This is a genomic window from Burkholderia thailandensis E264 (assembly GCF_000012365.1).
GTDB classification, from domain to species: Bacteria; Pseudomonadota; Gammaproteobacteria; order Burkholderiales; family Burkholderiaceae; genus Burkholderia; species Burkholderia thailandensis.
The window spans coordinates 3,674,106-3,688,927 of record NC_007651.1; the positions used below are offsets into that span (position 1 = coordinate 3,674,106).

Consider the following 14,822-nt stretch of genomic DNA (forward strand, 5'->3'; position numbering starts at 1 on the left):
CGAACGATGAACGGTATCAACGATCAGTGTTTCACCGCCGCCCACGGGGCGGGCGTGACGATGGCGAATCGGCCGGGCGACCGGCCCGTGCCGATTCCGCGCGATCTGCCGGGCGTGGTGATCTTCATTCACGGCGTCAACGATCCCGGTGCGGCTTATGCCACTGTGGAGCGCGGGCTGTGCCAGGGGCTCAATGAGCGATTGTCGCGAAGCGATTTGCGGCCGGCGGAATATGGCAGGGAATATGCTGAAGCCATCAAAGCGAAAGACCGGAAGAGCCCGTTCTTCGATAGCAAAATCGCCAACGATCCGGACATGTATCTGTATCGACGTGCGGAAAGTGGCGGTGCCCACAGCATGTTCCTGCCGTTCTACTGGGGCTATCGGGCATCCGACAACGAAATCGCGAAGATCAACCATCCGGGCGAGATCAAGAGCCGCGTGGCGGACAGCGACGGCAACCTGATGACGCGCGGCCAGTATCAGGACATCCACGGCAACCGGCTTGACGCCCATTTCGGCAAGGGCGGCGGGTTTTTCGCCAACGCGACGAACAACATTCCGCAGATGTATAGCCGGGGTTTCGAACCGGACAAGCTGGAGCGCACGGTCATGCAAAACGCGCTCGCCGGCAATACGATCTTCGCCGGCAAGTCGCCCGAGCGCCGTTACTTCGTGCTTGCCGCGGCTCGCCTGGCGAATCTCATCAAGACCATTCGGACCATTCAGCCCTCCGCGCTCGCGCTCGAACATGGAATGGACCCTCAGCACGAAACGATCACGGTGATGGGGCACAGCCAGGGCACGATCATCACGCTGCTCGCGCAGGCGATGCTCAAGCAGCAAGGGCAGCGCTGCGTGGATTGCATCATCATGGTCGATACGCCGTACAGCCTGCAGTTCACCAAGGACGGCAGCCAGCAAACCGGGCACGCGAAGCTCAAGACGCTGGTCGACATCGTCAACGCGGTGACGAGCGAGCCGCATACGATTCCGGATCTGGCCGAACTGATGATCGATTCGGCCCATTCGTGCGGCCGGGCCGGACAGAACTGGAGCCAGACGCAGGGAAAGCGGCTGGACAAGAGCGGCAAGCACTGGATCACGTTCGACGAGCGCGACAACCGCGGCAAGGTCTATCTGTACTTCTGCCCGGAAGACACCGTGGTCGGCCTCGACAAGGTGCGCGGGATCGGCACGTTCGGCGTGCCCGACGAGGTTCCGGCCGATGGCGCGGCGGCCAGCCGGGGCAAAACGATGCCTGCGATGACGGCGCTTGAGCCGAAGCGCTTCTTTCAGCGCATGTGGACGCGGCTCGAGCGCGACCAGGACGGCAGGGGGAGGCGCTCGAAGGTCGCCGTCGGCACGCCGCCCGCGCGCGTGCCGGTTCGCGATCCGTTTCAGCGATTGACGCCGGGCCCCGACACGGACGGCACGATGCTTGGCACCTTGGTCGAATCCGGCAAGAACATGGCGCTGCAGGCGTCGTTCAAGCGCAACGACATTCGCCTCATCAACGGCGAGCAACTGAAACCGGCGTACGAGCCCGATCTGTACGGGGGCGAGGTTCAGAAAGGCGGACAGGTGCCGGGGCACGCCGATGTCGCCGGGTTGATGCGTCCGGACGACGTGACGAAGAACGTCGCGCTCGGCAACCAGTACGCGAAGTTCCAGTGGAAGGACGTTGCGACGACGGACGACCCGGGCGCCAGCATCGAGCCGCACAAGCAGGCGTTCAATCGCGGCCGTCCGGTCGACGAGCAGTCGCATAACTGGCGCATCGTGCCGAGCCGGTCGCTCGGCTCGATGCTGTCGGCGGCCGCCACGGGCGGACGGTATCAGACGTACGTGATCCAGCGCGAGGAGACGCCGGACGAGGTTCGCAAGCGCATGCGCACCGATGCCGATCAACTGGAAGCGAACAACTATCATTCGGGCGTGCTGCTCAGTTCGGAGAACCATCGCTGGGTCACGGCGATGGATGTGGCGATCGGTCAGGCGGTGACGCTGGATGATCCGGACTGGCGGCAGTTGTTGCTTTTGATGGCGGATTGGAAGATGACGCCGAGTGCACAGAAGAAGATCACGAACTGCAAGAGCTTTGCCCGTTTGGATGATCATACCCAGGGTTTTATTGATGCATGCGCGAAGTACTATCAGAAGGGCCTATTCCCGTCTGAGAAGTTTGTTTCGCTCGCCCTGCCGTCGCTGATCACAAGTGAACTGAAACTTGATCAGAAAACGTGAGATTGACGAAGAGGCTTTATGAAACCTCGTATCTGGCCGTACGCACTTGGGTTCATCTTGATGGCGCTGGGTTGGACAATTGTCGTGATGGCGCGGCATTATCACTATTGGCAAGCAACGGGACAGGAGATGCCGGGTATGGTGAGTAGCATTCGAAACGGTGTGCTAGTTGCGGCGGGTGTCGCAGTCGCAGCTTTCGTGGCGAGCTTTGTGTGGATTAAGCGCGCACCTGTCGAATCGTCGCACGCAGCCGCGAGTTCAACATCGGCATCACCGGTATTGCCTGCCGCAGCAACGCACGGCAATAACGGGGCACCGGCACTGCTCGCTCAAACTGGCGACAAGTTTGTCTTGGAAGTCCGTGGTTTGGGCCTCGTTACAGGGCGAAACGCGAATGACGAAATCTGGAATGCAATCGAAGCCAAGGCGGACAATCACTCCACTTACATGTCGCAAAACCCCGCCGACTATCCAGACAGCGAGGATAGCCGGATGACCTACCTGGGGGTTGGGACGGGACTGAGTTTCCAACTGGCAGCCCATCATTCCGTTGGCTATTGGCCGGTCCCGGTTTTCATCTGGGAGCCACCGAAGGCATCACACGTTAGTCGGCCAGCCAATGAGCTCTCCGGTATTCGGCAGGAGGCTAGCCTGGGCGTCACGCTCTTGCTGTGGCAAGAAGATGCGAACACGAACGATGGTTCTACCATCATCGAGAAGCTGTTTGAGTTCTTCGATGCGCATCCGGACATACCCGAAGCGATTATCGTCACCTTCGATGGGGCCGCGACCCGCGATCTCAATCAGACGCCGGGCTACGTGGATACCTTCAAGCAATCGAACATCCCGACGATGCCGGATAGCATGGCCGCGATGCTCGTGTCCCGCTCCGATCGCGTTGACAGATTGATTCGCCCCTACGCCGTCGAGCAGACGGAAAACGTCGACAAGAACACGACCGAATACGACATCACCAAGCTGTGGAACTTCTTCTGGGAGAAGAACAACGGGGAAGGGCCGGGCAGCTTTGAAGCGTACTATCAAGAGCAGCAGAAGGCGGCGGGCATCCGGCCACGCGCTTTTCTCGGCTTCATGTCGGCGCAATGGTGGCAGACACAACTCCCCGATTTCTGGAAAACGATCAGCAACAAAGGGCCGGGCGAGTTCAAACCCACGCCGTACATCCCGGTGCGCTGGACGACCTGGCAGGTGAGGCAATTCGACAACGCGCCGCTGCTCGGCTACCTGCATCGGCCCATCGACGTGAAACTCGCCGATGCGCACGGCAAGCCGCTGAAGACCGCGCAGCAGGCGCAAGCGCTCAAGGCGGGGTGGCAGCAAGCCGTCGATACGCTGCCCACCGGCGAAACGCCGAAGCGGATCTTCTACGACACGACGGGCGATCGCGCGTGGGTCGCGCCGATCAACCAGGCGCTCGCGCAAAGCGGGCCGTCCGCGCCGAGTCTCGATGACGTGAAGGAAGGCTACGACATCGGCCGTCGGATCGGGAACACGGGCATCAGCTCGCCGTTGGTGCAGATTGGACTCGGCCTGATCGCGAGCTACAACGAAGGCGGGGCCAGCGCCACGATCCATCGCCGGCCGAACGGCACGGCGACGATCGTGATGGTGAGCCCGCCGACGCATAAGCAGCCTGACGTCAATCCGTTCCGGTAAGGAGCCCGTATGCGCGGCGTGATTCGCATCGGTGATTCGACCTCGCACGGCGGCCGCGTTGTAACCGGCCGCGAGGGTTCGACCGTGATGGGGCGGGCAGTGGCCTGCGTCGGCGACCGCTGCACGTGCCCGATGAATGGACACGAACATTGCGTGATCGTGGAGGGCGACGAAGGCGTGCGAATCGAGGGGCGCGCGGTGGCGTTCGACGGCCATCGGACGTCGTGCGGCGCGACGCTCATCTCGTCGATTCCGACGTCGGGGCGCACATAATAAGACTTGCCTGTAGTGGTCAACTAATCCCGGACACTGCGTTAAGTTTTTCTTCCGCAACCGCCGGCGCCAGTCCGTCATTGAACTGATGCGGCCGTATCCAGTTGTACCGGTGCATCAGGTAGTGGCTGATGTCCCGGTGTGCCTCCTGCGCCGACATGTAGCCCACTGACGGTAGCCATTCGGTCTTGAAGCTGCGGAACAGCCTCTCCATCGGGGAGTTATCCCAACAATTTCCTCGACGGCTCATGCTCTGCTGTATCCGATAGCGCCAGAGGCGCTGACGGAATTTCCGGCTTGCATATTGGCCGCCTTGATCCGAGTGAAACAGCAAGCCTTGCGGTCGACCACGTTGCTCAGGTGCCGGGGCACGCCGATGTCGCCGGGTTGATGCGTCCGGACGACGTGACGAAGAACGTCGCGCTCGGCAACCAGTACGCGAAGTTCCAGTGGAAGGACGTTGCGACGACGGACGACCCGGGCGCCAGCATCGAGCCGCACAAGCAGGCGTTCAATCGCGGCCGTCCGGTCGACGAGCAGTCGCATAACTGGCGCATCGTGCCGAGCCGGTCGCTCGGCTCGATGCTGTCGGCGGCCGCCACGGGCGGACGGTATCAGACGTACGTGATCCAGCGCGAGGAGACGCCGGACGAGGTTCGCAAGCGCAGAGATATTCAGCTTGTCCGCGATCGCCTTTCGCTCGTCGATTCCAATATGGACCCCACGATTGCGGTAGCGTGCGACTTCCGCCTTGACCATTGCACGCGTTGCCGCACCCTTCGCGACATTGGCATCTCGGCCAACAGATCCGTCTCGCTTTCGCCTCTCGCGGCGCACCACTTCTGCCTCCTGTTTCGCCGGAGCAGTCTTCAAGCGCCGACGCAGAAGTTCAAGCGTGGCGGTAAACGCATGAGTCGTGCCGCAATAGATGAAAGCGTAAATTCGCTGTTCGCGCTGGATGCTGCTGACATCAGCAGAAACAGCAAATTCAATCGTGCGCTCCATATCCGACCATAGCTTTCGAATCTGCGCAGCGACGGCCTTATCCGGCTTCGGCAGGTCGGATAAGTCGTCGCCAGCGCGCGCTCGCCGCCTTGCCTCCGCCACTCCGCGCCAATACAAGGCATACATCCATTCCGCCCGGTCATACTTCCCACCGCTTAGGCGCGCAACGTGCCCCGCATTCTGCTCCAGCGGATAGGGCAATGAATCGCTCAGCGAAAGCCGTCGCGCCCGAAGCAAATCTAGGCGCCCCATCTGGAAGTGCTCGCGCTCCCACCGCTCATGCTCCGCCTTGATTAGCTGGACAGTGGCGGCCTGTACCGCAGGACTATCCCTGTCGGCCGGATCGAGATGCAGAAAATGGTCGGAGACGTGATTGATTTTCGCTGACGGGCCGCGATCGACAAACGCGGCCAACTCGTCCGCTGAGACCGGCTCTTCGTCTGGATCTATTTCCTCGTGCCCGAGGTTGCGCGACTTTCTCATGTCCACCCTTCGCGTGGACCTTCACGAAGAACGCCGAGCCAGCCGGTGAAGGTGTCCGGTTTTTCGGGTGGCCGCCCTAGGCTCGACAGATCGCATTTTCTCACGACTTGCCACGCGGCATTGCCAGTGCCAGCCTCAAGCTCAAAGCAGGCTAGCCCTTTCGGCCCGAGTCATCGCACTCGGTTTAACATCAGACCTTGCGGTGCCGTCACCGCTTTAATCAACTGCCGTTGCCGCAATGCAGTGCGTCCGACTTCGCGAGACTCGACCCGCTGGAAGGGGTAGCAATGCGTTAGCTGTGACCAAGTTGGAGCCAGCCCGAACGCAATCCGACGTGCATGCCACGGTGGGCGCTTAAGACGGCGAAAAGCACGGCAATTTGCTCAGAATCGTTACTGGAGTGCTACATGGCAGGCGATTTCGAAGAAATTGGGCATTCGGGAGGTACGATCACGTTCGAGGTGCAGATCGACGATCAAGGCCGAACAAGCGTCCAGACAACAATGTCCTCGATGAGGCCAGTACCCGTGGCGTTGATTGGAGTTTGGGCGCTACCCGAGAATGGTATTCCCGTGGGCGTCTACGACCTAGGCATGGGTTCGCGACCGCCCCCGCTCCGTGGCTGCTTGCCTGTCGTTATCGCGTCTGATAGTGAAGGAAAATTTGGCCACCTTTGCCCCGACTGCGGAGGCTACTGGCGAAGCGGTCCATGGCCGAATGTTTGTCCATACTGCGCGGTTACAGCTCCAATCCATGAATTCTTGTCTGGGGCACAAAGGCGATACGTTAAACACTATTGCGAGGTGCTCGATAAGGCGCTGCGATCTGACCACGATGTCCAGGTAACGATCGATATGGATGAGGTAGCTGACGCGGCCGGAAAAGAGGGGGAGAAGCCCGCATTCTATGTGTCTGAGGAGAGCCAACAGCACAAGTTCATCTGTCGTGCATGTGAGCAGTTCAACGATATTCTAGGACGTTTCGGCTACTGCTCAGTCTGTGGGACGAGAAATGACCTTGTTGAGTTCGAGGAGCAAATAGTCCCGGCAATCCGAGACCGACTCAATTCGGGCGCTCCAGCGGAAGACTGTGTGCGCGATGGTGTTGCGGCGTTCGATTCATTTATCGCGCAGTACGGGAAACAACTTGCCGTACTCGTTCCAATGATCGAGCGACGCAGGGCACGGTTGCTCAATCAGCGCTTTCATGACATCAACGAGACTCAGAGAATCTTTGGCGAGTGGTTCGGCATCGAATTGTTTAACGGTATACCCGACAGCGAGCGAAACTTCGTTGCGCGAATGTTCTACCGCCGCCATGTGTATGAGCACAATGGAGGCGAAGTGGACGAGCGCTATATCAAAGATAGTGGAGATACCAGCGTTCGCCTGAAGCAGCGCATCCACGAAACGCAGAGTGATGGTCACAACCTATTGAGTTCGCTGGTGAAGATGGCACGCAATGCTCATCGAGGTTTCCATGAGTTGATCCCCCCGTTGCCAGAACCCATTGAAGCTGTGGCCCCAAAAAAAGCGCGCACGGCGCGGCGTGGCGATAAGGGTCGCTAAGTGGATACAGAGGCAAGCTGCGCGGTCATCTCGTCCAGCACTAGGCGCGCGGCAACCGTACTTCGAAAGCCGTTGTTGCGGTGCCATGAACAAAGCTTTGAATCGTCAAGCGCCGCGGCCTCGCTGAATTTGCTACCGGGCCGGCATATTCGATTGCTTGTGATAAGCCTCGATTTTAGCGACGTGCTTCTCCAGCATTTCCTTTGCGAACGACAGCGAACGTTCAATGCGGGACGTCAACGTTCCCCAAGCCTCATATGGCGGCGGGCACAGCTTCTCTAAGTCGAACCGTTGAATACATACAACCGCGAGAGCAAGGCTTCTTTCGCTAAGGTGGAGCACCTGGTTAAATATGTTCACCGGCAATTGCCCTTCCCTCTGCCACCAGTTCGTCACAAAGCCATCTAACGCATGAAGCGAATCGTAAAAGGCAATAAGTGCAGTCGCGTCATCACCGGACAACTCTCGGAATTGTGGCGCACTCGGATACAACACCGGCATTTCCGGAAGAAAATCACCCTGTAAGTCGTTCGGCTTGAATTTATTCTCGACCTCAATATATTCATTCACTGCGGCCATGTAATTTGGACAGGCTCGCTCATGAATATACAAAACCCGCATGATGATGCGGTTTAGTTCGGCTGCGAAGTATCGCCGCGCGTCTGCTTCACTCCGCTTCTTTTCTTCGGCCTTTGAGCGACGAGTGTTCAGTTCGTTTATCCAAGCTCCCAATAGGGAAGCCCCAGCACCAAACAACGCTCCTGAAATTATGGCGAGCTTCGTTGGAAGGGCAACGCCCCCAACTATAAAGAGCAACGCAGCCAACCCCATATGCGGATTTTTTCGAACGAAGTTCCATACCAATCGCGGAAACGGGCCAAATTCATCCATTGCGTACTCGGTCGTCAACAGTCGTCGGGATGCGAATAGCTTTGCGTGCCACAACTCGCTGCCCTGATCGGAGCAACTCCGGGGAGCGGGAACCCAGACCTCAGTTTGTATCGTACCCTATTTGAACAGCATCACACGGCACCATCGAATTGGCCCGTGCTGCATCCGCTAATGTGCCGACGTCGATTGTACGGTGATCATCCGCCCACGATCTAACATGCATGTCCGAAACCGTTCCCTTACGGACATGGGTGCGAAGGGGTGTTCGAAAATAAGGCTTTGATATTTTCGTACAGGGGTTACAATTCGTACACCCTTTTTGAACACGCTGGAGCCCACGGTGTCCCGAACCTTCGCATACGCCCGCGTCAGCACGGCCGACCAGACGGCAGCTAACCAACTCCGCGAGATCGAGGCGGCTGGCTTCAATGTCGACAAGCGCCGGGTCGTAACGGAAAGCATCTCAGGTAGCGTAAGCGCGGACCAGCGGCCGGGGTTTGCGGACTTGCTCCGCAGACTGGAAGAAGGCGACGTGTTGATCGTGACGAAGCTCGACCGGCTCGGCCGGAACGCGATGGACGTGCGCGCAACAGTCGAAGCGTTGGCGGCACGCGGCATTCGGATTCATTGCCTTGCGCTCGGCGGAGTTGACCTGACAAGCGCGGCCGGCCGGATGACGATGCAGGTATTGAACGCCGTTGCCGAGTTTGAGCGTGACTTATTGATCGAGCGAACGCAGGCCGGTATCGCGCGAGCGAAGGCGGAAGGGAAAGCGATGGGGCGGCCGTCCGCACTGTCCCCTAAACAGCAGGACGAGGTGAGGCAGCGATTGAGCGAAGGGGCAAGCGTCGCCAGCCTCGCGAAGCAGTACGACACAAGCCGTCAGACGATCATGCGGGTACGCGACGCGGCATAAGGCCCGACCGTTCAAAGTCACTTTTTCACGGGCCGTAAGGCCCGTTTTCATTCCCACGCGCGGGAGGCGGCGGCGCAGGGAGCTTCTTTGCGCGTAGCGTTCCAGCAGGGAGGCCCATTCGATTGCGGCGGCGAAGTCGACCACCATGGCGTCGCGTACCGCAGGCAGTTGTACCCGGTCTGTTCCCAAGATATATGAGTGTTTGGGAACAACTTGGGAACAAAATAATCCAGACAAATCAATCCTCTACGCCATCTGTTCCCAATGTTCCCGCTGTTCCCAAGACATTTCATTCCGGCGACGCGCCTCAACTACCCATTCGCTGCGAATTTGCCGAGGATCACCTTGCGCCCCTCGTCTATCTGAGCCTCAACGAAAGCGGCCCACAGGGCGAGGATGTGGCGGCGCTGTTCGGCGTACTCCGCACGGTTGTAGACGCCCTTGATTCCCGTGATGGTGTGCGAAAGCGCCTTCTCGATTGCGTCTGACGGTTGCCCCATCTCGTGAAGGTGCGTGCTGGCGGTGCGCCGGAAGTCGTGCAGCACAAAGTGCTGAACCTCCATATCGAGCGCCCGTACGGCTTGGTTTAACGTGCTCTTGGCGATTGGCCGGTCCGCACCGCGAGATGAAGGAAACACGTATTGCTGGCTCGTGCGAGTTTCATACAACTCGCGCAGCATCAGCACGGCCTGCGGAGCAAGGTAGACCCAATGCTCGCGGGGTTTCTTCATCCGATCAGACGGGATACGCCAGACGGCGGCATCCAGGTCGAATTCGGACCATCTAGCCTCGATCAATTCGGACTTGCGGACCATTGTCAGCACCAGCAGATGAATCGCCAGCTTCAACGGTCGGCGGATACTCGATGCATAGACGACGCGCAGCACGTGCCCGAGCTCGTCGGGAGATAGCACGCGGTCGCGGCTCTCCTGCGTGGCGATAAAACGGGCAACTACCGCCTGCGCCGGATTGATCGTCACGAGCTGGCGCGCAATCGCATATTCGTACATTCGCTTGATGACATTGCGGGTGTGCAAGGCCATCTTCGGCGCTCCGCGCTTCTTGATCCGGTCGCAGATCGCCAGCACATCGCCGGGGGTCACTTCGGATACCGGCTTGCTGCCGAGCGCCGGAAACACGTCCTTTTCGAGTGCGCGTTTCGTCGTCCGCTGATACTCGGCCGACTTGTCCGCCATCTGTTGTTCGAGCCAGTACGCAGCGAACTCACGCACGGTATTGAGCGCCTTGGTTGTGCCCCGATCTTTCCGAGCATCCGCTACCGGGGAAACGCCACCAGCCACGATCTCCGCATATCGACGGGCGCGCTCACGAGCAGCTGCCAAGCTGACGGCCGGATATTCGCCAATCGTCACGGGCGGCTGGCGCTTGCCATGCAGCGAGTAGCGGTAGCGCCAGAATTTCGAGCCTGACGGCATTACCTCCAAAATCAGACCACCCCCGTCAGAGACAGGATAGCGGGCCGCTTTCGGTTGCAATGCCTTGACGCGGGTATCGGTCAGCGGTTGAACGACTTTCGGCATGGTCTTCCCCTTTTGGCATACAGATTCTTGATGTTTACCTCGGCCGGAAACGCTTGCCAGATAAGGCCATGAGGTGTTTTTGGCATACATGATTTCGCGTAGAGGCGCGGTGTATGCCATCTTGTATGCCAAAAACTGCTAGTTGTCGATTGGTAAACTTTGGGGAATATGGGGAGTCGATCTATGTCTGGCGGGGCTTTGCGGCTTCTTTCTTGTGAAACTTAGGTGACGGCTGGCGACTACTTATTTTCCGATACAAAACCGACTAAAAATCACCCCTAGCAAATCATCGGACGAAAACTCCCCAGTGATCGAATTGAGCTGCTCCTGCGCAAGCCGAAGTTCCTCGGCGAAGAGATCGAGCGCCTGAGCATTCTGGTCCGCATGCTCGGCCGCCCGCGCGACATGCGCCTGCGCCGCTCGCAGTGCAATCAGATGCCGCTCGCGCGCGAGATACACGCTCTCCGCGCCCGCCTGCCACCCGGCGATCCGCAGCAGTTCGCCGCGCAGCAAATCGATCCCGTCGCCGCGCTTCGCCGACAGCCGCACTTCGCACAGATCCGCGCGCTCCGCACCGCTACCCACCCGCGCCACCGATGCCGGCGCCTCCGTCAGATCCGTCTTGTTCAACACGCGCACCACCGGCACGCCGGCCGGAAAGCGCGCGGCGATCGCCTCGTCGTCCGGGCCGAGTCCGCTCCTCGCATCGAGCAGATGCAGCACGACGTCGGCCCGCTCGATCTCGCCCCACGTGCGCGCGATGCCGATCTTCTCGACCTCGTCCTCCGTCTCGCGCAAGCCCGCCGTATCGATGATGTGCAGCGGAATGCCCTCGACCTGGATCGTCTGCGCGACCTTGTCGCGCGTCGTGCCCGCGATCGGCGTGACGATCGCCAGCTCCGCCCCCGCAAGCGCATTCAATAGCGACGACTTGCCGACGTTCGGCTGCCCGGCGAGCACCACCGACAGCCCCTCGCGCAACAACGCCCCCTGCCGCGCGTCGCCGAGCACGTGCGCGAGCCGCTCGCGGATGTGCGCGAGCTTGCCGCGCGCGTCCGCCGCCTCGAGAAAGTCGATCTCTTCCTCCGGAAAATCGAGCGTCGCCTCGACGAGCATCCGCAGCGCGATCACGTCGTCGACGAGCGCATGGATGTCGCGCGAGAACGCGCCGTCGAGCGAGCGTCCCGCCGAGCGCGCCGCCGCCTCGGTGCTCGCCTCGATCAGATCGGCAACGGCCTCCGCCTGTGCAAGATCGAGCTTGTCGTTCAGAAACGCGCGGCGGGTGAATTCTCCCGGCTCCGCCAGCCGCAGCCCGTACGCGCGCCCCGCGTCGAGGCAGCGTTGCAGCACGAGCTGCAGCACGATCGGCCCGCCGTGACCTTGCAGCTCGAGCACGTGCTCCCCCGTGTACGAATGCGGCGCCGGAAAATAGAGCGCGATGCCCCGGTCGAGCGGCTCGCCTGCGCCATCGAGAAACGGCACATAGCTCGCATGCCTCGGCGTGAGCCGCGCACCGCACAGCGCGTCGCTCAGCGCAAGCGCCGCCGCCTCCCCGGCTCGCCCAAGCGAAATGCGCACAACGCCGATTCCGCCTCGGCCGGACGCGGTGGCAATGGCGACGATCGGATCGGAATCAGTGGCGAGCATGGCAAAAATTCTGAAATAAATGAAATGGAAATCAAGAAAAATCGCAGATATCCTTGAATGCCGAATTGTAGCCCGGCCACGCAATAGTATTGCGCAGACAACGTTCCGCCCCGCCATTTTCCGCAATTTTCTGTTTATCTTAGTTGCGCTAATCAATTGATATGACAAATCCGGGAGGGCGCGCCGGCGAATCGACCTCGACCGCCGATCAGCAAGCATGAGCGCACCCGCAGCCGATCGCAACCTCTGGCATCCACCAGTTAAACAGTCACTCAGTTGCGCTAAACATAACCCGGTTGGTTGTCTTCCTGTCAGCGGTCGAACTGCACAATCTGGCCATGCCGACACTCGAAGAAAAAGCGGCGTTCACCGAACGTCTCAAATTCGCCTTGTTGCGCAGCCCAGAAAAAGTGACCGGCGCGACGGAACTCGCTTTGCATTTCAATTTGCGTCATCACGGCGAGCATCCGGTTTCTCCGCAAACCGCGCACAAATGGCTGACGGGCCGCACAATCCCGACGCCGGACAAGCTTCACACGCTTGCCGAGTGGCTTCGGGTGGATCTGCATTGGCTGCACTACGGCCCGCCGCCGAGCGCGGCGCGCACCACGCCGCAGCCGCTGCCGCGCGACGAAAAGTATCCGCCGACGCCGGAGACCATCGAACTCGCGTCGAAAATCGAAGCGCTGTCGCCGCATCACCGCTATCTGGTGCAGGAACTGATCGAGCAGTTCTACGGCGATACGTCGAAGCGCTGACCGCGCGCCGCCCGCTCCAACGAAAAAGCCGCCCGATCAACCAGGCGGCTTTTTCTTATCTTCAGCCGAAACGAAGCCCGACCATCCGAAGCGGCAAAAAAAGGGCGAACTGAATCGCCCCCTTTTCGTCCGGCCGAGCGTCAGCTCGCCTTTTTCTTCGCCGCGGCGGCGCCGAGCGTGCGCGTGATGTAGTACTGCTGCGCGATCGACAGCACGTTGTTCACCACGTAATACAGCACGAGGCCGGCCGGGAAGAAGAAGAACATCACCGAGAAAGCAATCGGCATGAACATCATCATCTTCGCCTGGACCGGGTCCGGCGGGGTCGGGTTCAGCTTCGTCTGCACGAACATCGACACGGCCATCAGCACCGGCAGGATGAAGTACGGGTCGCGCTGCGAGAGGTCGTGAATCCACAGAATCCACGGCGCGCCGCGCATTTCCACCGACGCGAGCAACACCCAGTACAGCGAGATGAACACCGGGATCTGAATCACGACCGGCAGGCAGCCGCCGAACGGGTTCACCTTCTCGGTCTTGTACAGCTCCATCAGCGCCGCATTCATCTTCTGCGGGTCGCTCTTGAAGCGCTCGCGCAGCGCCTGCATCCGCGGCGTGATTTCCTTCATCCGCGCCATCGACTTGTAGCTCGCCGCCGACAGCGGGAAGAACACCGCCTTGATCAGCAGCGTGAGCAGCACGATCGCCCAGCCCCAGTTGCCGACGAAGCCGTGGATCTTCTCGAGCAGCCAGAACAGCGGCTTCGCGATGATCGTCACCCAGCCGTAGTCCTTCACGAGCTCGAGCCCCGGCGCGATGCCTTCCAGCATCCGCTCTTCTTCCGGGCCGGCGAACAGGCGCGCGGACACGTCGGCCGACTGGCCCGGCGCGATCGCCGCAACCGGCTGCTTCACGCCGACGCGGTACAGCGTCGGATCGATCTTCTCGACATAGATGTCGCGCTTCGCGCCTTGCTGCGGAATCCACGCGGACGCGAAGTAGTGCTGAACCATCGCGATCCAGCCGTTGTCGGCGGACGTGACGTAATCGGCCTTGTTCTTGTCGATGTCGCTAAACGTGATCTTCTGGAAGTGCTTCTGATCCGTGTACACCGCCGGCCCGAGGAACGTGTGCGAGAACATCGGCGTCTCGACCGACGTGTTGTCGCGCACGAGCTCCATGTAGACGCTCGGCGTCACGGGCGCGGTGCCGACGTTCTCGATCTTCGTGTCGACGCCGATCACGTAGCTGCCGCGCGTGAACGTGTACGTCTTCACGACCTTCACGCCGCCCTTCACGGGCGATTCGAACGCGAGCTTCAGCGTGTTCTGGCCGGCCGCGAGCGACGTCGGGCCGGCCGCCTGCGTGTAGACATCGTTGTGGTTCGGGAAGTCACCGCCGAGGAGGCCCGTGCGCGCGAGGTACGTGTGGTTCGCCGCGTTGTCGAAGAGCGTCACCGACAGGTCGGGCTGCTTGCCGTCGCCCGCCTTCGTCAGCGTCAGCTTCGCGAGCGTGCCGCCGCGCGTGTCGATCTCGCCGTTATAGACGTCGGTCGAGAAGCGCACGAGCTGCGCCTGCGCCGCGGGAGCTGTCGTCGCGGGAGCGGCGCCCGTCGCGGCCGCCGGCAGCGCGTTCGCCGCCGCCGCGCTCGCGCCCGACGCGCCATTGCCGTTAGTCGCGTTCGACGCGGTGTTCGTCTGCGTGACGTTCGGGAAGAACATCGACGGGCGTCCGTGGGACCGCTGCCAGTTGTCGAACAGCATGACCGCTGACATGAAGAAGATCACCCATAGGACGGTGCGTTTGATATCCATGC

Annotated in this window: 10 protein-coding genes and 2 pseudogenes; 7 read left to right on the top strand and 5 right to left on the bottom strand. The window is 60.6% G+C overall.

Going from position 1 to position 14,822, the window contains the following annotated elements; genetic code table 11:
• Positions 1-6: 6 nt before the first annotated feature.
• Genes BTH_RS28610 through BTH_RS28620 form a run of 3 tightly spaced genes read left to right on the top strand, consistent with a single transcriptional unit; the run spans position 7 to position 4,197 of the window.
• Entirely contained in the window at positions 7-2,247 is a 2,241-nt protein-coding gene (locus tag BTH_RS28610) for a DUF3274 domain-containing protein (RefSeq protein ID WP_025404139.1), read from the top strand.
• Positions 2,248-2,265: 18 nt separating this feature from the next.
• On the top strand, positions 2,266-3,924 hold the full coding sequence (locus tag BTH_RS28615) for a type VI lipase adapter Tla3 domain-containing protein (RefSeq protein ID WP_043037687.1): 1,659 nt from the start codon (positions 2,266-2,268) through the stop codon (positions 3,922-3,924).
• A 9-nt stretch (positions 3,925-3,933) separates the two neighbouring features.
• A complete protein-coding gene (locus tag BTH_RS28620; protein WP_009894667.1) occupies positions 3,934-4,197 on the top strand; it encodes a PAAR domain-containing protein in 264 nt (87 codons plus the stop codon).
• 19 nt (positions 4,198-4,216) lie between these two features.
• Here the strand turns inward: BTH_RS28620 and BTH_RS28625 are convergent.
• Positions 4,217-4,606: pseudogene (locus BTH_RS28625) on the bottom strand (integrase core domain-containing protein); the annotation flags it as partial.
• Here BTH_RS28625 and BTH_RS28630 point away from each other — a divergent pair.
• A pseudogene (locus BTH_RS28630) lies at positions 4,555-4,863 on the top strand (DUF3274 domain-containing protein); the annotation flags it as partial. The pseudogenes BTH_RS28625 and BTH_RS28630 overlap by 52 nt on opposite strands.
• Before the next feature lie 1,676 nt (positions 4,864-6,539).
• Complete coding sequence (locus BTH_RS34145) at positions 6,540-7,253, top strand: hypothetical protein (protein WP_127446419.1); 714 nt, start codon at positions 6,540-6,542, stop codon at positions 7,251-7,253.
• 132 nt (positions 7,254-7,385) lie between these two features.
• On the opposite strand, the gene BTH_RS34150 is transcribed toward BTH_RS34145, so the two are convergent.
• Positions 7,386-8,144 carry a hypothetical protein gene (locus tag BTH_RS34150; RefSeq protein WP_127446420.1) on the bottom strand — a complete coding sequence of 253 codons (759 nt, stop codon included), beginning with the start codon at positions 8,142-8,144 and terminating at the stop codon, positions 7,386-7,388.
• Between the two features lie 340 nt (positions 8,145-8,484).
• Here BTH_RS34150 and BTH_RS28645 point away from each other — a divergent pair, with 340 nt between their 5' ends.
• Positions 8,485-9,060, top strand: coding sequence for a recombinase family protein (locus BTH_RS28645; RefSeq protein WP_011402625.1), 576 nt, complete (start codon positions 8,485-8,487; stop codon positions 9,058-9,060).
• 311 nt (positions 9,061-9,371) lie between these two features.
• Here BTH_RS28645 and BTH_RS28650 read toward each other — a convergent pair whose 3' ends face one another.
• Together BTH_RS28650 and mnmE are read right to left on the bottom strand one after the other, a co-directional pair.
• Positions 9,372-10,601 (bottom strand): tyrosine-type recombinase/integrase, encoded by a 1,230-nt coding sequence (locus BTH_RS28650; protein WP_011402626.1) that lies wholly within the window; start codon positions 10,599-10,601, stop codon positions 9,372-9,374.
• A 243-nt stretch (positions 10,602-10,844) separates the two neighbouring features.
• Positions 10,845-12,248 carry a tRNA uridine-5-carboxymethylaminomethyl(34) synthesis GTPase MnmE gene (gene mnmE / locus BTH_RS28655; RefSeq protein ID WP_009910182.1) on the bottom strand — a complete coding sequence of 468 codons (1,404 nt, stop codon included), beginning with the start codon at positions 12,246-12,248 and terminating at the stop codon, positions 10,845-10,847.
• Positions 12,249-12,586: 338 nt separating this feature from the next.
• On the opposite strand from mnmE, the gene BTH_RS28660 reads away from it, so the two are divergent.
• Positions 12,587-13,006, top strand: a complete 420-nt coding sequence (locus BTH_RS28660; protein ID WP_009906632.1) for a transcriptional regulator — start codon at positions 12,587-12,589, stop codon at positions 13,004-13,006.
• A 140-nt stretch (positions 13,007-13,146) separates the two neighbouring features.
• Here BTH_RS28660 and yidC read toward each other — a convergent pair whose 3' ends face one another.
• Positions 13,147-14,820, bottom strand: a complete 1,674-nt coding sequence (gene yidC, locus BTH_RS28665) for a membrane protein insertase YidC (protein ID WP_009910184.1) — start codon at positions 14,818-14,820, stop codon at positions 13,147-13,149.
• Positions 14,821-14,822: the final 2 nt, after the last annotated feature.